The organism is Streptomyces sp. NPDC001634 (genome assembly GCF_040298185.1).
In the GTDB taxonomy this organism is placed as follows: Bacteria; Actinomycetota; Actinomycetes; order Streptomycetales; family Streptomycetaceae; genus Streptomyces.
The window spans coordinates 1-20,236 of the sequence record NZ_JBEOZU010000128.1; the positions used below are offsets into that span (position 1 = coordinate 1).

The 20,236-nt window shown below is 72.2% G+C and carries 16 protein-coding genes; 5 read left to right on the plus strand and 11 right to left on the minus strand.

The window, feature by feature from the left end; all coding sequences use genetic code 11:
• Nucleotides 1-116 precede the first annotated feature (116 nt).
• The 10 genes from ABT186_RS43835 to pgfA all read right to left on the minus strand — a co-directional run bounded on the left by ABT186_RS43835 (nucleotide 117) and on the right by pgfA (nucleotide 12,207).
• The gene (locus tag ABT186_RS43835) at nucleotides 117-707 is read right to left on the minus strand and encodes a hypothetical protein (protein ID WP_502973510.1); all 591 of its coding nucleotides are present in this window, start codon (nucleotides 705-707) and stop codon (nucleotides 117-119) included.
• Entirely contained in the window at nucleotides 664-1,500 is an 837-nt protein-coding gene (locus tag ABT186_RS43840) for an FkbM family methyltransferase (RefSeq protein ID WP_351929941.1), read from the minus strand. Before ABT186_RS43840 ends, ABT186_RS43835 begins: the two co-directional genes overlap by 44 nt.
• Entirely contained in the window at nucleotides 1,497-1,715 is a 219-nt protein-coding gene (locus tag ABT186_RS43845; RefSeq protein WP_351227393.1) for a Trm112 family protein, read from the minus strand. The genes ABT186_RS43840 and ABT186_RS43845 overlap by 4 nt, the downstream gene beginning before the upstream one ends.
• Nucleotides 1,712-2,620 (minus strand): hypothetical protein, encoded by a 909-nt coding sequence (locus ABT186_RS43850; RefSeq protein WP_351227462.1) that lies wholly within the window; start codon nucleotides 2,618-2,620, stop codon nucleotides 1,712-1,714. The genes ABT186_RS43845 and ABT186_RS43850 overlap by 4 nt, the downstream gene beginning before the upstream one ends.
• A 15-nt stretch (nucleotides 2,621-2,635) precedes the next feature.
• Complete coding sequence (locus ABT186_RS43855; protein ID WP_351227395.1) at nucleotides 2,636-3,370, minus strand: class I SAM-dependent methyltransferase; 735 nt, start codon at nucleotides 3,368-3,370, stop codon at nucleotides 2,636-2,638.
• Nucleotides 3,367-4,698, minus strand: coding sequence for a condensation protein (locus tag ABT186_RS43860; protein ID WP_351929943.1), 1,332 nt, complete (start codon nucleotides 4,696-4,698; stop codon nucleotides 3,367-3,369). The genes ABT186_RS43855 and ABT186_RS43860 overlap by 4 nt, the downstream gene beginning before the upstream one ends.
• On the minus strand, nucleotides 4,695-8,996 hold the full coding sequence (locus ABT186_RS43865) for an alpha-(1->3)-arabinofuranosyltransferase (RefSeq protein ID WP_351227399.1): 4,302 nt from the start codon (nucleotides 8,994-8,996) through the stop codon (nucleotides 4,695-4,697). The genes ABT186_RS43860 and ABT186_RS43865 overlap by 4 nt, the downstream gene beginning before the upstream one ends.
• Nucleotides 8,993-9,718: a class I SAM-dependent methyltransferase gene (locus ABT186_RS43870; RefSeq protein WP_351227401.1), complete on the minus strand. Its 726-nt coding sequence runs from the start codon at nucleotides 9,716-9,718 to the stop codon at nucleotides 8,993-8,995. Before ABT186_RS43870 ends, ABT186_RS43865 begins: the two co-directional genes overlap by 4 nt.
• Complete coding sequence (locus ABT186_RS43875) at nucleotides 9,715-10,866, minus strand: glycosyltransferase family 4 protein (RefSeq protein WP_351227403.1); 1,152 nt, start codon at nucleotides 10,864-10,866, stop codon at nucleotides 9,715-9,717. The genes ABT186_RS43870 and ABT186_RS43875 overlap by 4 nt, the downstream gene beginning before the upstream one ends.
• Before the next feature lie 363 nt (nucleotides 10,867-11,229).
• Nucleotides 11,230-12,207: a cell envelope lipid trafficking protein PgfA gene (pgfA, locus tag ABT186_RS43880; RefSeq protein WP_351929945.1), complete on the minus strand. Its 978-nt coding sequence runs from the start codon at nucleotides 12,205-12,207 to the stop codon at nucleotides 11,230-11,232.
• Nucleotides 12,208-12,467: 260 nt separating this feature from the next.
• Between pgfA and ABT186_RS43885 the strand changes: the two genes are divergently transcribed.
• The 5 genes from ABT186_RS43885 (at nucleotide 12,468) to arfA (ending at nucleotide 17,337) form a co-directional block, all read left to right on the plus strand.
• Entirely contained in the window at nucleotides 12,468-12,620 is a 153-nt protein-coding gene (locus tag ABT186_RS43885; RefSeq protein ID WP_351227407.1) for a hypothetical protein, read from the plus strand.
• 3 nt (nucleotides 12,621-12,623) lie between these two features.
• A complete protein-coding gene (locus tag ABT186_RS43890; protein ID WP_351929947.1) occupies nucleotides 12,624-13,865 on the plus strand; it encodes a PucR family transcriptional regulator in 1,242 nt (413 codons plus the stop codon).
• A 185-nt stretch (nucleotides 13,866-14,050) separates the two neighbouring features.
• Nucleotides 14,051-14,824 (plus strand): IclR family transcriptional regulator, encoded by a 774-nt coding sequence (locus tag ABT186_RS43895; protein ID WP_351227411.1) that lies wholly within the window; start codon nucleotides 14,051-14,053, stop codon nucleotides 14,822-14,824.
• A complete protein-coding gene (locus tag ABT186_RS43900) occupies nucleotides 14,821-15,666 on the plus strand; it encodes an SMP-30/gluconolactonase/LRE family protein (protein WP_351227413.1) in 846 nt (281 codons plus the stop codon). The genes ABT186_RS43895 and ABT186_RS43900 overlap by 4 nt, the downstream gene beginning before the upstream one ends.
• A gap of 87 nt (nucleotides 15,667-15,753) precedes the next feature.
• Nucleotides 15,754-17,337, plus strand: a complete 1,584-nt coding sequence (gene arfA / locus ABT186_RS43905; protein WP_351929949.1) for an arabinosylfuranosidase ArfA — start codon at nucleotides 15,754-15,756, stop codon at nucleotides 17,335-17,337.
• On the opposite strand, the gene ABT186_RS43910 is transcribed toward arfA, so the two are convergent.
• Nucleotides 17,334-20,236, minus strand: a 2,903-nt coding sequence (locus tag ABT186_RS43910) for a beta-galactosidase (protein ID WP_351929951.1), incomplete at its 5' end; no start/stop codon positions are given. The two genes, arfA and ABT186_RS43910, sit on opposite strands and share 4 nt — an antisense overlap.

The window sequence follows — 20,236 nt, forward strand, 5'->3', positions numbered from 1 at the left end:
CGGCGCACCAACTCGGCACGCTCGTCCTCAGACAACGTGATCGACACTGCGGAAGGCCCCGGATGCGACACCCGAAAAGAGTAGCAACTTACCCGCGTGATTTGCGGCGCACGACACTAGTCGCTGACGCCCGTCCGCTGCAGCAGCCCCCAGGTGAACTCCGCCGCGCACTTGTGCCGTACGCCCGACGCGTCCGGCGCGCTGAACGCCAGCCCCCAGCGTGTGGGCGCCGTGCCCTCCAAGGGGCGGGCCGGGGCGAAAGCGCGGGCCACCTCGTCGACCGTGGCCGACCAGGGGGTCAGGTCCTCCAGGGTCTCCAGCTTCGGGGCGGGCGCGCCCGGCGCCCGTACCAGCCACTCGTTCCACACCACCCCGTTCGGCGCGAGAAGGACCTCGAAGCGCAGGTCCGGCCAGAGCAGGACCGGCCACAGCAAGGCCTCGCAGTCCAGGTCCCCGATCCGGCGGGCGGTCGTCGACTCCGGTGCGCCCAGGACCGAGCGGTACCGGGAGGCGGCGGAGCGGGCGCGCGGCGAGCGCAGCATGGCCTGCCAGCGGCGGTTCGCCTCGCGCATGTCGGCGATCGACACGCCCAGGTCATGGCGGGCGTCCTCGACGAGGTCCGGGTTGTGGTCCGCCATGCGGCGCAGCAGGACCAGCTGGAAGTCAAGGGGCGTGAAGGGGCCGGTGGGGCGCTTCGCGGACGGCATGCGGTCCATCCTTGCGCACGGCATGGACACCGGGGCGGCGGCCATCCGGCAGGAAGAGGACCGAGTTCACGTAACGCGGGCCGCGGAAGGGCAGAACCCGGCGCAGCAGACCGTGCGTGACGACGTAGGACGCCTTCGCCTGGTGGGCCTCCAGGATCCGCTGGTTCAGCGGGAGCCACGAGCGGGACGGGAGGACCCAGCCCGCGTAGCCGAGGTCCGCGAGGAACTCGACCACCGGTGCGATGGGCTGGATACGGGACTCCAGTTCGACGAAGAGGGCGGGGCGGTCGCGCCTCAGGATTCCTCGGGCGCCGCGCAGGACCGCCAGCTCGTTGCCGTCCACGTCGATCTTGATGAAGCCGACGTCGTGAAGTCCGAGCCCGTCGAGGGTGACACAGGGGACCTCCATGGCACGGGCGTGGATGTCCCGGCGGACCAGGGAGGACACGCCCCGATGGCCCGCGTCGTCCGGTGGCAGCCACAGCCGGGCGGTGCCCCGGCGGTCGGAGGCGGCGGCCCGGATCACGCGGACGTTCGACGGGGCCGCGGCGGTCAGCAGCCGGGCCAGGTGGGGGACCGGTTCGACGGTCACGACCCGGCGGGCCCGTCTCGCCATGCGGTGCGTCCAGGGGCCGTACCAGCCGCCGACGTCCACCGCCGTGCCGCAGTCGGGCGGGCACAGATCGGCGAGGCGGGCCAGCTCCGGCTCGAAGCGCGGATAGAGCAGCCGGGCGGTCGCCGCCACCATGCGGGTGGGCAGAAAGGGTGCGAGGCGCGCCGCCAGCGTCGTCATGGGGTCATCCGCTTCAGCAGCCGCTCGTGCTCGTCCTCGCTCACCTGCTCGCCGGAGGTGGGCAGCAGCTGCGGAATCCCGTCGACGATCGGATAACGGCGGTGCAGCCGCGGGTTGTAGAGCGCCTCGGCCAAGTCCTCCTCCAGGAGCAGATGCAGCGGGCCCTTGTCCAGCGGGCAGGCCAGGATCTTCAGCAGCGGGTCGTCACGATTCATGGAGGAGTCAACTCCTTGGCGGATACGGGGGGTTGGGACGGCACCGCGTCGTGCTTCGGCATCGCCAGCAGGACCGCGACCGCGAGGGACGTACCGGCCAGCCGCAGCGCGAGCCGCAGCGGCTCGTGCGGCAGCGCCTCGCCGAACGAGAGCGTGCCGAGCACCGCCGTGAACAGACACGTCACCGTGGTGCACACCGGCACGATCAGCGAGGCCCGGCAGCGCTGCAGCGCCGCCTGCGACATGACCAGGCCGAAGCCGCCGGTGAACAGGAGCAGATACGGGTACGGGGAACGCAGCAGGCCGAGGACGGCGCCCACCGGGCCGCTCGTGGTCAGGTAACTCGACGCCCCCTTGATGGCGAGGGAGCTGACGCCGTACAGCAGGCCCACCGCCACGCCGTACTCGACACCGGTCGTCGGCAGCCGGTGCCGGTGGCGGGCGCGGCGCTCGGCGGACCCGTACAGCCACACACCCAGCGCCAGCGACGGCACGCAGACCGTGAGGATCAGCGGGTACGGGGCGCTGCGGCTGACGGTGTCGGAGCCCTCCCGCAGCGACAGCACCACCATCAGCAGGGCCAGCAGGATGGCGCCCAGCGCGTACCGCTCCCGGCCGGTCGTCTCCTCGCCCAGCAGCCGCGCCGACAGCAGCACCAGCAGCACAAGACCGGAGACGAAGATGCCCTGCGCGGCGGCGATCGGCAGCGTCCGGTAGACCGCCAGCTGCGCCCCGAAACCGGCGGCGAGCGCCAGCGAACCGCCGATCCACAGGGGGCTGCCCAGGACCAGGCGCAGCAGCCGGGCCGGGCGGCGGAAGTCCACCTCCGGCAGTGCCGCCAGCGCCTTCTTCTCCAGGACGAACCCGGAGCTGTAGAGCACGTTCGCCAGCAGGGCCGCGGCCACTCCCCACCACATGGCTCAAGTCCTTCGCGCGTGCAGCAGCAGGATGGAGGCCGCCGACGGCACCGCGCAGGCAAGGCGGTCCAGCGGGCGCAGCGGACGCGGTACGCCGTGGAAGGGTGCGCCCCTCAGCCCCACGACCTCGAAGCCGGCCGCGGCGACGAACTCCCGCAGCGCGCGGGCGGTGCACAGCCGCAGATGGCCGACGACCTCCGTGCCCGGGCGGCCGTGGATCGCGCGCAGGCTCACCTCCGAGAAGACGGGCTGCACGCCGGCCAGCAGCAGGGCGCGGTTGTACCAGGCGGCGAGGTTCGGGGTGGAGAGCATGAGGTGGCCCCCGGGCCGCAGCACGCGCCGGATCTCGTCGAGCGCGGAGTCCGGGTCGACGAGGTGCTCAATGACCTCGCTGAACAGCACGGCATCCGCGGCGGCCGTGCGGAACGGCAGCCCGCCGTCGGTGAGTTCGCCGCGGACCGTGTACGGCAGCCGGGTGCGCGCCCGTCTGAGGGCGTCCTGGGACCAGTCGACGCCGACGATCCGGTGGCCGGTGAGGAACGGGGCGGCGGTGGCGGCCGCGGTGCCGTCGCCGCAGCCGATGTCCAGGACGGTCTTTGCGCCCTCGGTGGCAGGGCCGAGGGCGGCGGCCAGCATCCGGGCCTGGCGCAGGCTGCGGGGGACGCCGGAGGCGACGGGGACGGACGGGTCCTCGTAGAACTCGCGCAGTCCCCGGCGGGCGGGGGCGGTGGTGGTCACGGGGCCTCCTCGGTCGCGTGCAGACAGTGCTCGAAGAGGTCGCGGAGGTGGGCGCCGTCGCCGTGGCCGAGCAGATCGCGGGACCAGCGCAGGGCGAGGTGGAGGCGGCCGGCGGTGGAGGCGGTGGTGACGGTGAGGCCGCGGGGCATACGGGCGGGCGCGGAGAACCAGACGGCGCGTGCACGGCCGGCTTCGTCGCCGAAGTCCAGGGCGTAGGGGATACGGCCGATGTTGCTCAGCAGGGTGGTCGAGGTCCAGGGGATGGCGGCGCGGCGCAGGGCGCGGGTGACGGCGGCGCGCCAGGAGACGGGGAGGACGGGGGCCGTGAGCAGGGCGGCTCCATGGCCGAGCTGGGGGCGGGGGAGGGACTTGAGGGCGCGGGTGCGCTGCGCGGTGCGGCGAAGGAGGGCGGGGAGGTCGCTGTCGGTCAACTCGTCGGGTCCGAAGGGGACTTCGACCAGACGGGTGCCGTTGCCGATGGGCATGGTGGTGTCGCGGGGACGGTCGTCGACGGGCATGGTGATGCGCATCGGGCGGGGGCGGGCGCCGTGTTCCCTGTTCCAGTGGGCGATGGTCAGGGCCGTGGCGACCATGAGCTGGTCGTTCACGGTGTAGGGGGAGCCCTTGGGGCGGTGGGGGAGGGGGAGTTCGGTGACGAGCAGGCCGTTGCCGGGGGAAGGTTCGGGGGTGCCGGGCGCCACCCGCGCGGGGGGAACCCAGGTCGAGGGGGTCTCGATGGGTTCCGGGGCTGCCGCCGCGGGGCCCGTGGCGCGTATGGGGGGTGCGGTGGGGGAGTTGTCCTTGCCGCCGTACAGCTCCGCGGCGGTGGCCAGGATGCGTAGGCAGGCGGGGCCGTCCAGGGCTGTGTGGTTGATGGTGAGGAAGAGGACGGTTCCCTCGGCTGGAGGTTGCCCAGGGGTGGGGGTGCCTGCTGCTGGGGCAGGTGTCACCACCTCCAGGCGGATCGGCGGGGACAGGGTCAGTGGCGGGGCCTGGGACAGGGTTCTTGCCCTTGCGTCCCTCAGCGCGTTCTTGCCCGGAGGCGCGAAGCTCACCACCTCCACCTCCGGGTCCGGGGTCAGTTCCCACTCGTAGCGGCGGCTGTACCAGTGGCCCGGTGCCTCGTGCATCAGGATGCGTGGGTGGCGGTGCAGGGCCTCCGTGAAGGCCTTGCGCAGGCGGGAGGGGTCGAGGTGGCCGGGGAGGTGGACCTCGATGTGGACCGTCTCCGGTTCCTCCTCCTGGAGGCAGTGCCGGGACACCTCGTCCACCACCGGGAACGGGATCCGTTCCGGGCGACGGCGTACCGGGTGTTCCACCGTGGTCATGTCGTTCCGTCCTTCCCCTTCTCCAGACCCGGTCCGCGCGCCGAGATCGTGTTGCCCGAGGCCGGTTCGGCCGGATCCGGCGTCTCGCCGAGGGGGCTCGCTCCCGGGAACCTGCGCGGCAACGGCTCCGTCGCCGCCTCCGAGCCACCCGGCGGCCCCGACGCACCCCCGGCCGGCAGTCCGGCCGGCTCCCGTACGCTCACCAGTCCCGCGAACAGCCCGATCAGCGCGAGTAGTTGGGCCGCGTGTCCGAACGCGCCCTCACCCGCCCCCGCCGGCACCCCCGCTCCCGTCGCCGCCGCGATCCCCGCGCCCGCGAGCGCCAGGAACGCGATCGGGACCAGCAGGGTGTGCCGTTTCCAGGCGACCAGGGCCAGCAGCGGGACCAGGAGCGCCAAGGGCCCCGCGATCACGATGCCGACCAGAGTCAGTGCCACCGTGCCGAGCCACACCCCGGCACCCGGCGGCACCGGGGACGGCCCGTCGGGGTTCGGGGAGCGGCGCCGCCACAGGACGAAGAACGCGAGCACCGCCACGCCGACCCCGCCGCCGATCAGCCCGGCCTCGTACGTCGTCGCGGGCCCGTACGACAGCTTGACCGTGCCGCCCGCGCCGGCCGGGATCCGCCAGCCCTGCTGCCAGCCGTCGAGCCGCACCGGTGTGAGCTTCTTGCCGTTCAGCGTGGCTTCCCAGCCCTTGTTGTAGTTCTCGTACGTCGTCAGATACGAGGCCGCGCCGGAGCCGACCGTCACCTCGCGGCGGTCGCCCAGCCAGTCCACGATCCGCAGCTCACGGCCGGCGCTCTCCGGCGCGGCGACCGTCCCTCGCGTCAGCGTCACGTCCGTCACGGTCAGCGGGCCCGCGTCTCCCGCCTCCACCCGGTGGGTGCCCGGGCCGAGGTCTATGGAGGGGTTCTCTCGCCCCTGCTGACAGAGCGTCAGGTCTGCCTCCCGGCGCTCCACCAGGTCCCCCACCGTCCCCTTCGCGCTCGTCCGGTACAGCTTCCCGTCGATCGCCAGATCCGGGCCCTGACCGCACGGCAGCGAGAACTTCCGCGAGGCGGCCGGCTGCGGGGTGCGGTACTGCTCGAGCGCGGGGATGTACGCCTCCGTGAGGCCGACCGGCAGTTGCAGGTCGTCGTTCGCGACCGGGTTGTGGACGGTCACCGGAGCGGTCTCGGTGACCGTGATGTCCAGGTGGTTCGTGGTGATCGGTTCGAAGCGGACCCAGCCGTTCTCGTCGACGCCCGCGATCGTCGCGCCGTCCGGGGAGCTGATCTCGACCTTCGTGGGACGGCTGGACAGTCCGCCCGCCGGGGCCAGCACGAGGGAGCTCACCGGTTGTTTGTCCGGCCAGGTGAGGTGGATCGTCGGCCTGTCCCCGGCGATCCACGCCGTGGTGAGGTCACCGTCGGTGAGATTGCGCGCCGACAGGCCCGGGCCCAGATCCGCGGTGGAGTCCGCCGTCGCCGTGATGCGGTGCTGCTGGTCCGGCGCGACCTGGTAGAGCAGCTTGTCGAGTGCCTCGCCCGCGATCGGCACCGCGCTCGCCTTCACCTCGTACGTCCCCGCCGCCGATGTCGAGAAGCGCCGGTGCAGGCCCGCCTCCGTGCCCGTCGGGGAGAGTCCGGTGGGGTCGGCGGCGCGGTGCAGCGAGACGATCTCGGCACTCGCGTCGGAGCCGTCCGCGTCCGTGGGGAGGCGGAGGATGCGGGTGACCTGGACTCCCGGGATCTTGATCTCGGAGAAGCCCGCGCCCGTCAGGCCGGTCCTGCGCGCCACCGAGTCCACGATCGTGATCTTCAGCCAACTCGTCGTTCCCGGCCGGGCGTTGACGCTCTGGGTCATGCCGTCGGGCCGGAGATAGCTGGTGACCGACCCTTTTTCGGTCTCCACCCGGATCCGGGTGGCCGCCGAGCGCGCCCCGCCCTGCGGCAGCGGCGTCACCTTGAACGACGACGGCATGTCGACGGATCCCGTGAACGCGATCCGCAGCCACTGCCCGTCCGCCGAGCCCGGCGCGCCCTCCGCCCAGGCCGTGTCCGGGTTCCCGTCGAAGGCGTTCACCGGGTCGTACTGCGGCAGGTGGAAGAGCCAGTTGCCGCTGGAGGAGGCGGTCACCGAGCGGGCACCGCGCAGTTCGGCGACCGTCTGGTGGTCGAGACCCTTCTTCGGCAGGATCTGGTGCGGCTGCTTGCCCGGGTCCTGGACGGCGTCCGGGGAGTTCTTCTCGTCGCGCGTGTATGTGTACGACGTGTTGGCGTCGACCAGGCCGAAGCGGGTGTCGGCACGGCGCAGTCCGTCGCCCACCACCTGCACCGGCGAGGTGCCCAGACCCGGGGTGTTGTCGCCGGTGAGCACGGCGGCGCGGCCCCGGATCGTCGGGTCGGCGGCGAGCGGCAGCAGTGCCTCCGGGCCGCCGGAGACGACGGCGGTGTCGGCGACCGGCATCAGCCGGGCCTGCCCCGGCCGCGGTACGTCCTTGCTCACCGGCTCGTAGATCTCCACCGCCCGCTGCCGCGGGTAGAGGCCCTCGATCTGCAAGGGGGTGTCGTTCGCGATCCGCCCGCCCGTCATCACCGGGCCGAAACCGGTCACGCGCTGGTAGCCGGACTGCTCCAGGGTGCGCTTCACGGTCGTGGTCGGTACGTAGCCGATCTGGTCGGGGTCGAGGTCGCTCCGGACGACGACGTAGTAGAGCCCGGCCCGGCTCAGATAGTCGGCCAGGCCCGGGACCTCGCTGCCCGTCATCAGCGCCTGCTCGACCGCGTCCATCGCGCGCCGGTTGCCCGCGGTGCCGAAGGGGACGAAGTCCCGCTCGGCCCAGCGGGAGTCGGCGAGCACGTCGAGGGGCTCGTCGATGGGGGAGCCCCAGGTGTAGAGGCCGTGCGCGGTCGCCGGGACGACCAGGGCGCGCGAGTCGGGCGAGTACTTCTTCAGCCAGTCGGCCGTGGTCTGCCAGTACTTGGGGAGCTGCTGGAACGAACCCGGCTGGAGGATCGAGCCGTTCAGATACGGCCAGGCGAGCCCGGGGACGACGAGGACCGCCGCGAGCAGCGGGGCGAACCGGCGGCCGCGTACCGGGCGGGCCCCGTGGGTCTTGGCGGCGATCCCCACGAGGTGCGCAAGACCGAGGACGAGCGCGAGCGCGAGCCCGGTCTGGAACTTGTAGATGTTGCGGAAGGGGGACAGCCACCCGTCCAGCCAGTCCTGGACCGTGCCGTGGAAGGGGGCGCCGAACGCGCCGCCGTACCCGGCCAGCGTGACCAGCGCGACCACCAGCACGGTCAGCACCAGCCAGCGCCGCTCCGGCATGTCCCGTCTCGCCAGGCCCGCGAGCCCGAGCCCCGCCGCGAGGGCCGAGCAGACGATCACGACCACCGAGGACGCAACGGTCCACCCGGCCGGCAGCCAGGCCTCACCGAAGTGCAGATACGCCACCCAGTTCCCGGCGCCGCGCAGGGACTCCGTCGCCGACATGGTGGCCGTCGTGGTCTGCGCGTTCTCCACGTACGGCAGGAAGTTCTCGCCGTAGACGCCGAGCATCAGCAGCGGGACCACCCACCACGCCGTCGCCAGGACCACGCCCAGCACCCACCAGCCGATCAGCTTGCGCTGTCTGGGCCCGCGCGGGCGGGACAACAGATACAGGCCGGCCGGAAGCAGGGACGCCAGTGTCGAGGCCGCGTTGACCCCGCCCATGAACGGCACGACCAGCGCCGAGCGGAAGGCGGCGATCCGGGCGCTGTACCGCTCGTCCGTCAGCGGCAGCAGCACCCAGGGCAGGAAGGCGCCGGGCAGCGCGGCGGCCGAGGTCGAGCCGACGACGATCGTGAACACCGGCCACAGCGCATACGCCACCGCGCCGAGCAGCCGGGACGCCGGGGTGCCGACACGCAGCCGCTCGGCCAGCCGCAGCGCGCCCCAGAAGGCGACCGTCACGACGAGCGACATCCACAGCCGCTCCGCCAGCCACACCTGAAGGTGGATCAGCCTGGCGAGTGCGTAGTACGGCAGCATCGGCCACAGGTAGCCGACGTACTGGTCCTGGACGCCGCCGAAACCGCCCCGGTCGTGCCACAACTGGCCGAGGTCGGACAGGAACTGCCACGGGTCGACGGTGACCCCGAGTTTGGTGTCGAAGGTCTGCCGCCCCGGGTGCACGGCCAGGAACAGCACGAACACCACGGCCCAGAACCCCAGCAGCCAGCGCCGCGAGCGCGGGCCCTCCGGCGGGCCCGAGGTCGCCGCGGTGGTGCGGACGGCTGCCGGGGGAGGGGCCTGGACCGTGGTCGTCATGGGGGACACCGCCGGAGGATGAGAAGGAGGTTCCAGGTGGCGAACTCGCGCAGCCCCGGCGCCTTCGCGACGGCGGACGCGAGGAACGGCCAGTAGCGGGAGCGCGCCGAGACGACCGTGACGTCGTCGCGGGCGCGCACCTGCCGCAGGGTGGGTCCGATGTGCACGGCGAAGAGGTTCTCGCCGAGGGTGTGCTTGGCGGGCTTCCCCGTGCGGCGGCGGTAGCGGGCCCGCGCCCGCTCGGCGCCCAGGTAGTGCCAGGGCGCCCATTCGTGACCGCCCCACGGGGAGAGCCAGTTGGTGAACGACACATAGATCAGCCCGCCGGGGCGGGTCACCCGCACCATCTCGCTGAGGAAGGTCTCCGGATCGGCCACGTGCTCCAGCACGTTGGAGGAGAAGCAGACGTCCGCGACCCCGTCCGCGAGCGGCAGCAGATAGCCGTCGGCGATCACCGCGCCGGCGGGCGGCTTCGGGCCCAGCTCCCGTATGTCCGGTTCGAAAAGGTATGCGTGCGCGCCGCGCCGCCGGAACTCCTCGGTGAAGTAGCCGCCCCCGCCGCCCACGTCCACGACCGTGCGCCTGCGGACCGGGCCGTCGTACGCCTCCACCTGGTCGGCGGCGTCACGGGCGAGGAGCGAATAGCAGCCGACGGGGTCGTCCTGCTCGTGCCGGAAGGCGCGGAAGAGGGCGAGGGAGCGGCGTATGGAGGGGTCCTTCATGGCGCCCAGCCCCTCACCGCCTCCGACGCCACCGCTCTGAACTGGCGGACCGTACGGTTCCAGCGGTACCGGCCCGCGCGCTCGCGGGCCGCCCTGCCCATGCTCAGCCGGCGGTCGTTACTGAGCGCCAGGGTGCACCAGGCCGCCGCGAAGGACGACTCGCCGTGCGCCAGCACCCCCGTCTCGCCGTCCACGACGGAGTCCCTGAGCCCGGCCACGTCGAAGGCGATCGCCGGGGTCTCGCGCACCGCCGCCTCCGTCACCACCAGGCCCCAGCCCTCGACCGCGGAAGGGTGCACCAGGACCCAGGCGGCGCACAGCAGCCGGTGCTTCTCGGCCTCGGAGACATGGCCCGCGAACTGCACCCCTGGACCGGCGAGCCGTTCCAGGCGCTCCCGCTCGGGCCCGTCGCCCATGATCACCAGGCGCCCGCCGGTGACCGGGCGGACCCGCTCCCACAGCCGCAGCAGCAGATCGATCCGCTTGTACTCGACGAGCCGCCCCATCGCGACGAACAACGGCTCGGGGTCCTTCGCGGCGAGCGGCCCCGGATCCTCGACGCCGTTGTGCACGACCCGGATGCGGTCGCGCTCGACGCCGATCGCGTGCAGGGCATGGGCCGTCGACGGGGAGACGGCGACGAGCAGGTTGTCGCGCTGGGCGCCGGCCAGGGCCCAGTGCTCCAGTCTTCGGCCGATCCGTGCGGCGGGCGCCAGCGGGCCCCCGAACCGCATCCGCCACAGATCCGTGTGGACGTGGTTGACCAGGCACAGCGTCGGGCCGCGATGCCACAGCGGGGCCAGGTACGGCATGCCGTTGCACACCTCGACCAGCAGGTCGCAGTCACCCACCTGGCGCTGGAAGGCGGGCCGGGCGCGCAGAAAGTGGCCCAGGTCACCGCCCGCCGAGACGACCCGGTAGTCGCGGTACGCCGCCGGGCCGCCGCACACCAGGGTGACCTGGTGACCGAGGCGTGTGAGGCCGTCGGCGAGGCGGTCCACGAGCAGCTCCGAGCCGCCCGCCGCCGGGTTGTCGAGATCACGGCGGGCCAGGAACACGATGCGGCGCGGCTGTGGGGGGAGCGCCGGGGGGTGCTGCGCGGTGCGCGGGAGGGCGGCGCGCAGCGAGGACGGCACGTGCTGGGGCATGGGTGCTCCAACTCGTCTCGGGGTGCGGAACTCAGCGTGGGGGGCAGGGCGCGATGCGGATCGCCGACGGGCCGGTGCGCGCGGTGCGGGGCCGCGGCCGCGTATGGGGGTGCGGCCGTGGTCTGCGGTGCGCGATCGGTCGGTACGGGTGGTGCATGAGATCGGGCCGTGGTGCGTGATCCGTTCGGTCGCGGAGCGGTCTCGTGTGGGGGGTCTGAGCTCTTCGTGTAATGCCGTTGCTCTTCGTGTGATGCCGTTGTGGGCAGGCTGTGCTCGGGTGGGGTTGGACAGTTTTCGCCCAGCGGTCCGCCGGGGCTACTCACCGGCGTGACAATTTCCGGGCCTTTTGGAGCTGACGCCTCATCACATCGTGAGCCCAGGTCGGGATGTATCGGATGTTTCGGGATTCCGTCGCCCTCGTACCACCAAAACAGCGCCGGCCACGGCGAGGACGAACCCGGTCACAGCGGCACCGATCGGCAAAGTCTGCCCCACCAGCCGCAGTCGGCCGCTCTCCTTCTTCGCCTGCTTGACCTGGTCCTTCTGCGTGGCCGCGGTGAAGGCGATCTTCCGGCTGTCGAGGAGGACCACCGAGTCCTTCGCCGAACCGGGGGCACGCAGCGTACGGCGCGGACCGACCTGGGCGTAGATCACCCGGCCGGTGCGCTGGTCGACGACCAGCTCGATGCCCTGGTTGGCGTACCACTCCTCGGCCAGCACCTGACCCACGCTCGGTCGGCCGACCAGGGCGCCGGGCACCAGCCGCGTGCCGACCTTGGCCGGGGCGACCGTACCGGTGAAGCGGTAGCCGGTGTAGCCCTGGACCTTCCTGGTGCCGCTGTAGTGCAGCGTGACGGTCGCGCCGAGGGAGTTGTCCCACCACTGGTAGGCGTGTTTGCGCACGTCGAAGGGGAACTTCAGATATGCGTCGCCCTCGTAGTACGGCTTCTCCTGACAGCAGTGCACCGGCTTGTTGGTCCTGCGGTCCGTCACCCAGCGGCCCGGCATGAACTCCAGTGCGTCGTGCGGGTCGGCGGCCGGCAGCGTCTTGTCGGTGTCGACCGTGGTCGTCACGTCCCACACCGCGTCGCCGCTGCGCTCGCTGTCGGCGACGTCGCCGCGCACCCGCTGGGTCACGGTGATCCGCTGACCGGGGACGGTCTGGACCTTGTCGGTGTCGAAGACGCTGCCCGTGCCGGTGTAGACGGCGGTCGTGTCGATGTTGATCGGATTGACGGCGGCGCGCGGTGTCACGTACCACGCGAGCAGCGGGGCAAGGACCAGCAGAAAGGTGCCGAGACCCAGCAGGACCAGGGAGAACGGTGTGACTGTACGGCGCATCCGGGCACTCCAGGGGCGTGGGCGGCTCGACTCACGAGGTGGTACGGGTGGGTCGACACCAAGGGGGAAAGTGCACGTGCGGTCTGGGCCGGGAACCGTAGGCGCCTCTTGACTGGGTGTCAATGCGTTGCCGAAACTGGGCTCTGGCCGGACGCGCCAAAAATTGGGGTGCCGGCGCAGGGCAGGGGCCGCGGGGCGATCGACCATGTCACGCGGCGTGCCGGGTGGGGGACGACCTCGACAGAGAGGCTGACCCTGCGATGTCCAGACTCCTCGCCGCAGTACTCACCATGGCGGCCGCCGCCGCGCTCGCCGTGGGCGCAGCGCTCGGCATCGTCGCCGTGCTGGAGGCGACCCCGGAGCAGCCGAACACACCGATGATCACGTACGAGAACACCGGCCAGGGGCGCTGAGCGGTGACCACCCGCCCCGGGACCGTCACGACCCGCTCGGCCTGGCATGACGTGCCCCGCCTCCAGGTGCGGCAGTTCGCGGCGCTGGCGATGGCCGAGGCGCCGGCGCTCGCCGAGGAGATCCTCCGTGAGATCCGCCGTGAGTACCCGCATCTGCCCGTGGTGCTCGACGACTCCGGCGAACCCATGGCACTCGTCGGGATCCGCCGCGCCATCGAGGTCTTCGTCCAGCATCTGGAGTCCACGGAGGAACGCCCCCGCGTGCACCCCGAGGTGTTCCAGGAGTTCGGACGGGGCGAGGGTCTGCACGGCCGCAGCCTCGACGCCCTGCAGGCGATCTACCGCATGGGCGTCCGGCTCGCCTGGCGCCGCTTCGCCGAGATCGGCCAGCGGGTCGACATCCCGCCACCGGCGATGTACGAGCTCGTCGACGCCGGATACGAGTACCTGGACGGCCTGGTCGACCAGTCCGTACGCGGGTACGCCGAAGCCGCGGCCCGGCAGGCCGGCGAGCGACTGAGGCTGCAGCGGCGGCTGATGGAACTGCTGCTGACCGAGCACCACCGGGGCGACCCGGCGGACGCGCTCGCCGAGCGGGCGGCGCGGGTGGGGTGGCCACTGCCGGACAAGGTCGCCGTGGGCGTGCTGCTGCGTCCGGCGCGGGAGGCCGTGGCGCCGGCGGTCGGGCAGGGCGTGCTGCTGGACATGGAGTACGAGCAGCCGCACATGGTCGTGCCGGAGCCGGACGCGGCGGGTCGGCCCGAGCTGTTGCACCGGGCGCTGGCCGGCTGGGCCGGGGCGATCGGGCCGCCCGTACCGCTGGCGGACGCCGCGAAGTCGCTGCGCTGGGCCGAGGCGGCCGTGCAGCTGATGGAACGGGGGCTGCTGCCCGTCGGCGAGGTCCTCCACTGCACCGAGCACACCCAGGCGCTGGTGCTGCTGCAGCCGGAGGAGCTGATCGACGACCTGGCCCTGCGCTGTCTGGCGCCGCTGGCCCACTGCGGGCCGACCCACTCCCGACGGCTCGCGGAAACGCTTCTGGCCTGGCTGGAGACCCGGGGCGGGGCCCCGGAGGTGGCCGCCCGGCTGGGTGTGCACCCGCAGACGGTCCGCTACCGCCTGCGTCAGATCCGTGAGCTGTGGGGCGACGAGATCGACGACCCGGACCGCCGCTTCGAACTGGAACTGGTGCTGCGCGCGCAACGCCTGCGCGGAGAGCTGGGTGACCCCAGGACGCGGCGCTAGTCACGGTCCGGGCGGCCCCGGGACACGGCGCCGGTGATGGTCCGGGCGATCTCGGAACGCGACGCCAGTCACAGACGGCAACGAGCGCCTCGCACGACCATTGCCCGGCCAAGCCCACTATGACTAGCCTGTGTTCGTCATGCCGATCGCCAGTTGAAATTTCGAACATGGAGAGGGGGCCAGTCGTGGGACGCCTCGTACCTGCCGTGACCCGGGCTCTCGACATACTGGAGCTCTTCCTTGACGGGGACGGGACGCTCTCCGCCCCCGACATCGTGCGCAAGCTCCAGCTGCCGCGTACCACCGTGCACGAGCTGGTCACCACGCTCGCCGCACGCTCGTACATCGTCCAGGTGCCGGGGCAGCCGGGACGCTACCGCCTCGGGGTGCGGCCCTACCAGCTCGGCAGCCGCTATGCCGAGCAGCTGGACCTCGCCGCCGAGGGCCAGCAGGTGGCCCGGTCGGTCGCCGAGACCTGTGACGAGACCGTGCACGTCGCCATCCTCGAGGGCACGGACGTCATCTATATCGCCAAGGTCGACTCCACGCACGCCGTGCGCATGGTGTCGGCGGCCGGCCGCCGGCTGCCCGCCCACTGCACCTCCGTCGGCAAGATGCTGCTCGCGTCCCTTCCCGAGCAGGAGCTGGCCGCGCGCATCCCGGACGACGCCGAGCTGGTCGCGATGACGCCCAACAGCATCACCGACCCGGCCGCCCTGCGCGAGACCCTCGCCGAGATCCGCAGCCGGGGCATCGCCGTCGAGTCCCGCGAGTCCAACCCCGACGTCAGCTGTGTCGCCGCCCCCGTGCGCGACCGCACCGGGCAGGTCGTCGCTGCGCTCTCCATCTCCGTGCCGATGATCAGGTGGAGCGACGAGCGCCGTTCCGAGCTGGAGCAGCTCGCCGCGAAGGGCGCCGCGGAGCTCTCCGAGCGGCTCGGCCACCGGAGCGTCGCATGACGGCGTACGAGATCGCCGTACGCGAGTACGCGGACCTGGGCGAGGGACCGACCTGGGACGCCGACGCGCAGCGGCTGATCTGGGTCGACATCCTGGGGTCCCGGGTGCACACCTACGACCCCGCGACCGGACGCCGTACCGTCATGGCGACCGAGCAGCATGTGGGCGCCGCCAAACCGCGCGCGGGCGGCGGCCTGGTCGTCAACCTGAGGGACGGCGTGGGTCTGTACGGCCCGGGCGGCGCCGACTTCCGCTGGCTGCACCGCGAGCCCGTGCCCGGCCGCCGCGCCAACGACGCGGCGGTGGCCCCGGACGGCGCGCTGTGGGCGGGCACCATGCGCTACGACGAGGCGCCGGGCGGCGGCACCCTGTCCCGCATCACCGCCGACGGCACCGTGCGGACCGTCCTCGACGACGTCGCCGTCAGCAACGGCACGGGCTGGAGCCCCGACGGGCGGCTGATGTACTACATCGACTCGCCGACCCGGCGCATCGACGTCTTCGACATGGGCGACGACGGGCTCCTGGCCGACCGGCGTCCACTGGCCCACGTCGACCGCGGCTTCCCGGACGGACTCACCGTCGACGCCGACGGCTGTGTCTGGGTGGCGCTGTGGGACGGCGGCGCGATCCACCGCTACACGCCCTCCGGCGAGCTGGACCGGGTCATCGACCTCCCGGTGCTCCGCCCCACCGCATGCGCCTTCGGCGGCGCGGACCTGGCCGACCTGTACATCACCACGGCTCGTACGGGGCTGGAGGCACCGCATCCGCTCTCCGGCTCGGTGCTGGTCCTCCCGGGCGCCGGAAAGGGCCTGCCGCAGCCCCCGTTCGCCGGCTGACCCCGGCCCCGAGGCCCCCGCCCGATCGCCGGGCGGGGGCCCTGTTCTGTGCACAGTCACCGCTCTGCGCCCCTCCGGGAGGACCCCATGAGCAAGACCACAGCCCAGCCCGTTCCCACCCACCCGGCCCGGTTCACCCTCGACCCCGCCTTCACCATCGGCGAGGTCGACCCCCGACTCTTCGGCTCCTTCGTCGAACACCTCGGCCGCTGCGTCTACACCGGAATCTTCGAGCCGGACCACCCCTCGGCCGACGAGGCGGGCCTGCGCACCGACGTTCTTGAACTGGTCCGCGAACTCGGCGTCACCACGGTCCGCTACCCCGGAGGAAACTTCGTCTCCGGCTACAAGTGGGAGGACTCGGTGGGCCCGGTGGACGAGCGCCCCCGCCGCCTCGACCTCGCCTGGCGCTCCACGGAGACCAACCGCTTCGGCCTCTCCGAGTACATCGCCTTCCTCAGGAAGCTCGGCCCGCAGGCCGAGCCCATGATGGCCATCAACCTCGGCACCCGCGGTGTCGCCGAGGCCCTGGAACTCCAGGAGTACGCCAACCACCCCTCCGGCACCGCCCTTTCGGACCTCCGGGCCGCGCACGGCGACAATGACCCCTTCGGCATCAAGCTGTGGTGCCTGGGCAACGAGATGGACGGCCCCTGGCAGACCGGTCACAAGACCGCCGCGGAGTACGGACGCGTCGCCGCCGAGACCGCCCGCGCGATGCGCCAGATGGACCCGTCCGTGGAGCTGGTCGCCTGCGGCTCCTCCAGCCAGTCCATGCCGACCTTCGCCGAGTGGGAGGCGACGGTCCTGGCGGAGACGTACGACCTCGTCGACCACATCTCCCTGCACGCCTACTACGAGCCCACGGACGGCGACCTCGACTCCTTCCTCGCCTCCGCCGTCGACATGGAGTCGTTCATCGACAACGTGGCAGCGACCTGCGACCACGTGGGCGCGAAGCTCAAGTCGAAGAAGAGGATCAACCTGTCCTTCGACGAGTGGAACGTCTGGTACATGTCGAAGTGGCACGCGATCGAGAACTCCGCCTCGCGGGACTGGGCCGAGGCCCCGCGCCTGCTGGAGGACAACTACAGCGTCATGGACGCGGTCGTCTTCGGCTCGCTCCTCATCGCCCTGCTCCGGCACGCAGACCGTGTCACCGTCGCCTGCCTCGCCCAGCTCGTCAACGTCATCGCCCCGATCATGACGGAACCCGGCGGCCCCGCCTGGCGGCAGACGACGTTCTTCCCCTTCGCACAGGCCTCGAAGCACGGGCGCGGCCAGGTCCTCGACGTCCGGGTGGACTCGCCGACGTACGAGACGAAGAAGTACGGAGAGGCCGACCTGCTGCACGCCACCGCCGTACGCGCCGAGGACGGCTCGGTCACCGTGTTCGCCGTCAACCGCAGCCGGACCGAGCCGCTGCCGCTCGAAGTCGCCCTCAGCGGGCTCGATCTCACGTCGGTCGTCGAGCACAGCGCGCTCGCCGACGCCGACCCCGACGCCCGGAACACCCTCGCCGACCCCGAGCGGGTGACCCCGCACCAGGTCTCCGGGACCACTCTCCAGGACGGCACCCTCAACGCCGTACTGGAGCCGCTGTCCTGGAACGTGATCCGGCTCGGGCAGACGCTTACCGGGCACGCAAACGGCCGTCCCGACCCGGCCTAACCTCGCGGACCGGGGGAGTCCACCGGCGTCACCGGGACTCCCCCCGCCGCCCGTCCGAGCAGCCTCAACTCCACCTTTCCCGGCCCCGACGGAGTGGTCCCGTCGGACAGGACCGCCAGTGCGAGCGTGTTGCTGCCCCGGGTGTCGAGCACGCCGTTCGGCAGGACGAAGGTGTGCTGCGGCCCCACGTCGTTGATGTACTGGCCCATGTTCCAGCCGTTGAGGAAGATCTGCACCCGGTAGGCGCGGGCCGGGTCGTCCGTCAGGGTCAGCCCGAGCGATGCGTCCGTGCCGGGATCGACGGCCAGCCGGAAGCCCGTCCGGTACCAGACCACGCCCTGCCCCCGCTCGGTCCGCGGGAGGCCGACGGGCTGCCAGCCGCCGTCCGCGAATCCGGGCAGATGCCAGCCGTTCCGCTCCCCGTACAGCCCGCCGTTGTTGAGCGGCCCGCGCACGGGATCGGGTGCGGCCTCGCCCTGGATCCGCCAGTCGACCGCGGGTGACACACCGTCGAAGGTGACGGAGACCAGCCCCCGTCCCGCCTTGTGGGTGTCGTTCGCCCCGCCGTCCTGGTCGTGCTGCATCCGCCGTACGAGCACGGCGAGGACATGGGAGCCGGAGTTTCCGCCGGGCTCTCCACCGGATTTCCCGCCGGACTTTCCGCCGGAACTCCCTACGCCGACCGGGAACGCAGCCGTCGCCGCCCACGTCCCCTTCCGCACGGTCTTCCCGTCCGGCACGGGCATGCGGTGCGTGCCCAGCGGCTTCCCGTCCAGCCACGCCATCAACAGCCCCTGTGTGCCCGCGACATAGGAGAGGGAGACCGACCGGGCGCCGGCCGCGCCCTCGAAGCGGCCCCGGTACCAGACGTCCCCGTAGTGGAAGCCGTAGTCGTCGGCGAAGAGGACGGGCTGTCCGGAGGGCACGGGAGTCGTGCTGTACGAGGACGTCCTGTCCGCCGCCCGCCACGCCGAGTCGTCGAAGTCCACCGCGGCCTCGGGATTCTCGGCCCTGCGGCGCCACCCCTTCAGCGCGGGCAGCCGGACGGCTCCCGCGCCCGGCAGCCGCCGCGTGGCGCGCAGACTGCCGGAGGAGGTGACGTGCGTCCGCACGCGACCCTGGTTCCAGACGACCTCGGTCACCCCGCGCGGCGCCCACACCTCCAGACCGGCCTCGTCGACGGTGTCGCCGGTCAGGTGCACGGTCGCCCCGCGCAGGGTGGCCGTGCGCAGCAGAGCGGGCCCGTACACCAGGACCGCCCCCGAGGGGGTCTCGTGACGCCACAGTCGTACGGACGTCTCGTCGTCGCAGAGGAGGAGCAGCAGCGGCCGCGCCGTGCCTCCGCCTTCCACCAGCACCCGTACGAGCCCGTCGAGCCGGACGCCCACGCGCAGGACACCGTTCTCGTACGCATGCGTGGCGTTGCCGGCCGGCACGGTGACCTTGGGCTCGCTCGTGCACTCCAGGACGGTCTCGGTCGCCTCCCCGGAACGCCCCGTGAACACGGCGACGTCCTGGCGCCCCGCGGTCAGCCGCAGCATGGGCTGTGCGGTGGAGTGGCGCAGCGTGCGCAGGCCCAGCGAGATCCCGGTGGCCAGCAGCCGGGCGTCGAGGCCGGGGACGGGCACGCGGACGGTCGTCCCGGCGAGCGGGAGGGTGGCGACGGCCTCGGCGGAGGTGTCGTTGCGCAGCACGTAGAAGTGCGCCTTCGTATCCGGATTGACGAGGTGGTACGCCTTGATCCCGGCGTCGCCGGCCTCGACGTCCTCCGCCCGGTCGAGCTTGGCGAGATCGGGCACGCTCTGCAGCAGATGCCCGATCTGGTGCATGGGGACGAGCTTGGCGGTCGGCTGCCTGGCCTCGTCGAGGGCGGCCCCGTAGTCGTACGACGTGTAGACGACCGGCGCGGGCAGCCAGCCCCACGATGTGCCGCCGAAGGTCATGTAGACGTTGTGGATCTTGATGCCGTTGGCGAGGTTGGTCAGGCAGAAGCGCCGCTCGTACGCCGCGTCCCGGGTGCGGCGTGACTCCGTGTATCCCTTGCCGTCGAACTCCACCCCGCCCCATGGATCGAACCAGCCGCCCCCGAACTCGGCGAGGAAACCGGGGGTTTCGGGACTCGCGGTCGACCCGCCCTTCGCCCCGCCGATCCCGAAGTACCCCCAGTCCGGCGGCGTCCGGGACGGCGACGGATAACCGTCGAACCCGTACAGCCAGCGTCCGCGCTCACCGCCCGTGTCGAAGGTTCCCGGCGCCCAGTACCCGTTCCTGCCCTTGTCGTTGTGGAAGAGCGGCACATCGACCCCGTCCGCGCGGACCTTCTCGTACAGGTGGGCCATGTAGTCGCGGCCGGTGGCTTCGGTGACGTGGTTGGCGTACTCGTTCTCCAGCTGGTAGAGGACGATCGTGCCGGTGCCCTTGGTGTACAGGTGCCGCACCGCGATCCGGTTCACGGCGGTCAGCCACTCGTCGACGTACTTCAGATAGGTGGGGTCGGACGTACGGGCCGTGCCCCTGGTGGCGGTCAGCCAGCCGGGGAAGCCGCCCGCGTCGACCTCGGCGTTGATGTACGGGCCCGGACGAAGGGTCACATACAGCCCCACCTCGGCGGCCGTGCGCAGGAACAGGTCCAGGTCGCGCACGCCCGTGAAGTCGTACGAGCCCGGGGCGGGGGAGTGGTAGTTCCAGGAGACGTAGACGCTGATCGTGTTGTAGCCGAAGGCGCGCAGTTTCTGCAGGACGTCCCGCCACAGCGACGGGCTGGGCAGCCGGAAGGGATGCACCTCGCCGGACCACAGCACGACCCGCCGGCCGTCGACGATCATCGAGTACCGGTCGAAGCCCACGGTGTGCGCCCGCCCGTCCGCGCCCGGCGGCCCCGGCGCGGGCCCGGTCGGCG

Excerpts from the sequence above, each read along its gene's own strand:
- ABT186_RS43870 (WP_351227401.1), bottom strand. The coding sequence starts at position 9,718 with ATGAAGGACCCCTCCATACGCCGCTCCCTCGCCCTCTTCCGCGCCTTC.
- ABT186_RS43860 (WP_351929943.1), bottom strand. The coding sequence starts at position 4,698 with ATGACCACGGTGGAACACCCGGTACGCCGTCGCCCGGAACGGATCCCG.
- ABT186_RS43900 (WP_351227413.1), top strand. The coding sequence starts at position 14,821 with ATGACGGCGTACGAGATCGCCGTACGCGAGTACGCGGACCTGGGCGAG.
- ABT186_RS43835 (WP_502973510.1), bottom strand. The coding sequence starts at position 707 with ATGCCGTCCGCGAAGCGCCCCACCGGCCCCTTCACGCCCCTTGACTTC.
- ABT186_RS43865 (WP_351227399.1), bottom strand. The coding sequence starts at position 8,996 with ATGACGACCACGGTCCAGGCCCCTCCCCCGGCAGCCGTCCGCACCACC.
- ABT186_RS43845 (WP_351227393.1), bottom strand. The coding sequence starts at position 1,715 with ATGAATCGTGACGACCCGCTGCTGAAGATCCTGGCCTGCCCGCTGGAC.
- ABT186_RS43840 (WP_351929941.1), bottom strand. The coding sequence starts at position 1,500 with ATGACGACGCTGGCGGCGCGCCTCGCACCCTTTCTGCCCACCCGCATG.
- ABT186_RS43875 (WP_351227403.1), bottom strand. The coding sequence starts at position 10,866 with ATGCCCCAGCACGTGCCGTCCTCGCTGCGCGCCGCCCTCCCGCGCACC.
- pgfA (WP_351929945.1), bottom strand. The coding sequence starts at position 12,207 with ATGCGCCGTACAGTCACACCGTTCTCCCTGGTCCTGCTGGGTCTCGGC.
- arfA (WP_351929949.1), top strand. The coding sequence starts at position 15,754 with ATGAGCAAGACCACAGCCCAGCCCGTTCCCACCCACCCGGCCCGGTTC.
- ABT186_RS43885 (WP_351227407.1), top strand. The coding sequence starts at position 12,468 with ATGTCCAGACTCCTCGCCGCAGTACTCACCATGGCGGCCGCCGCCGCG.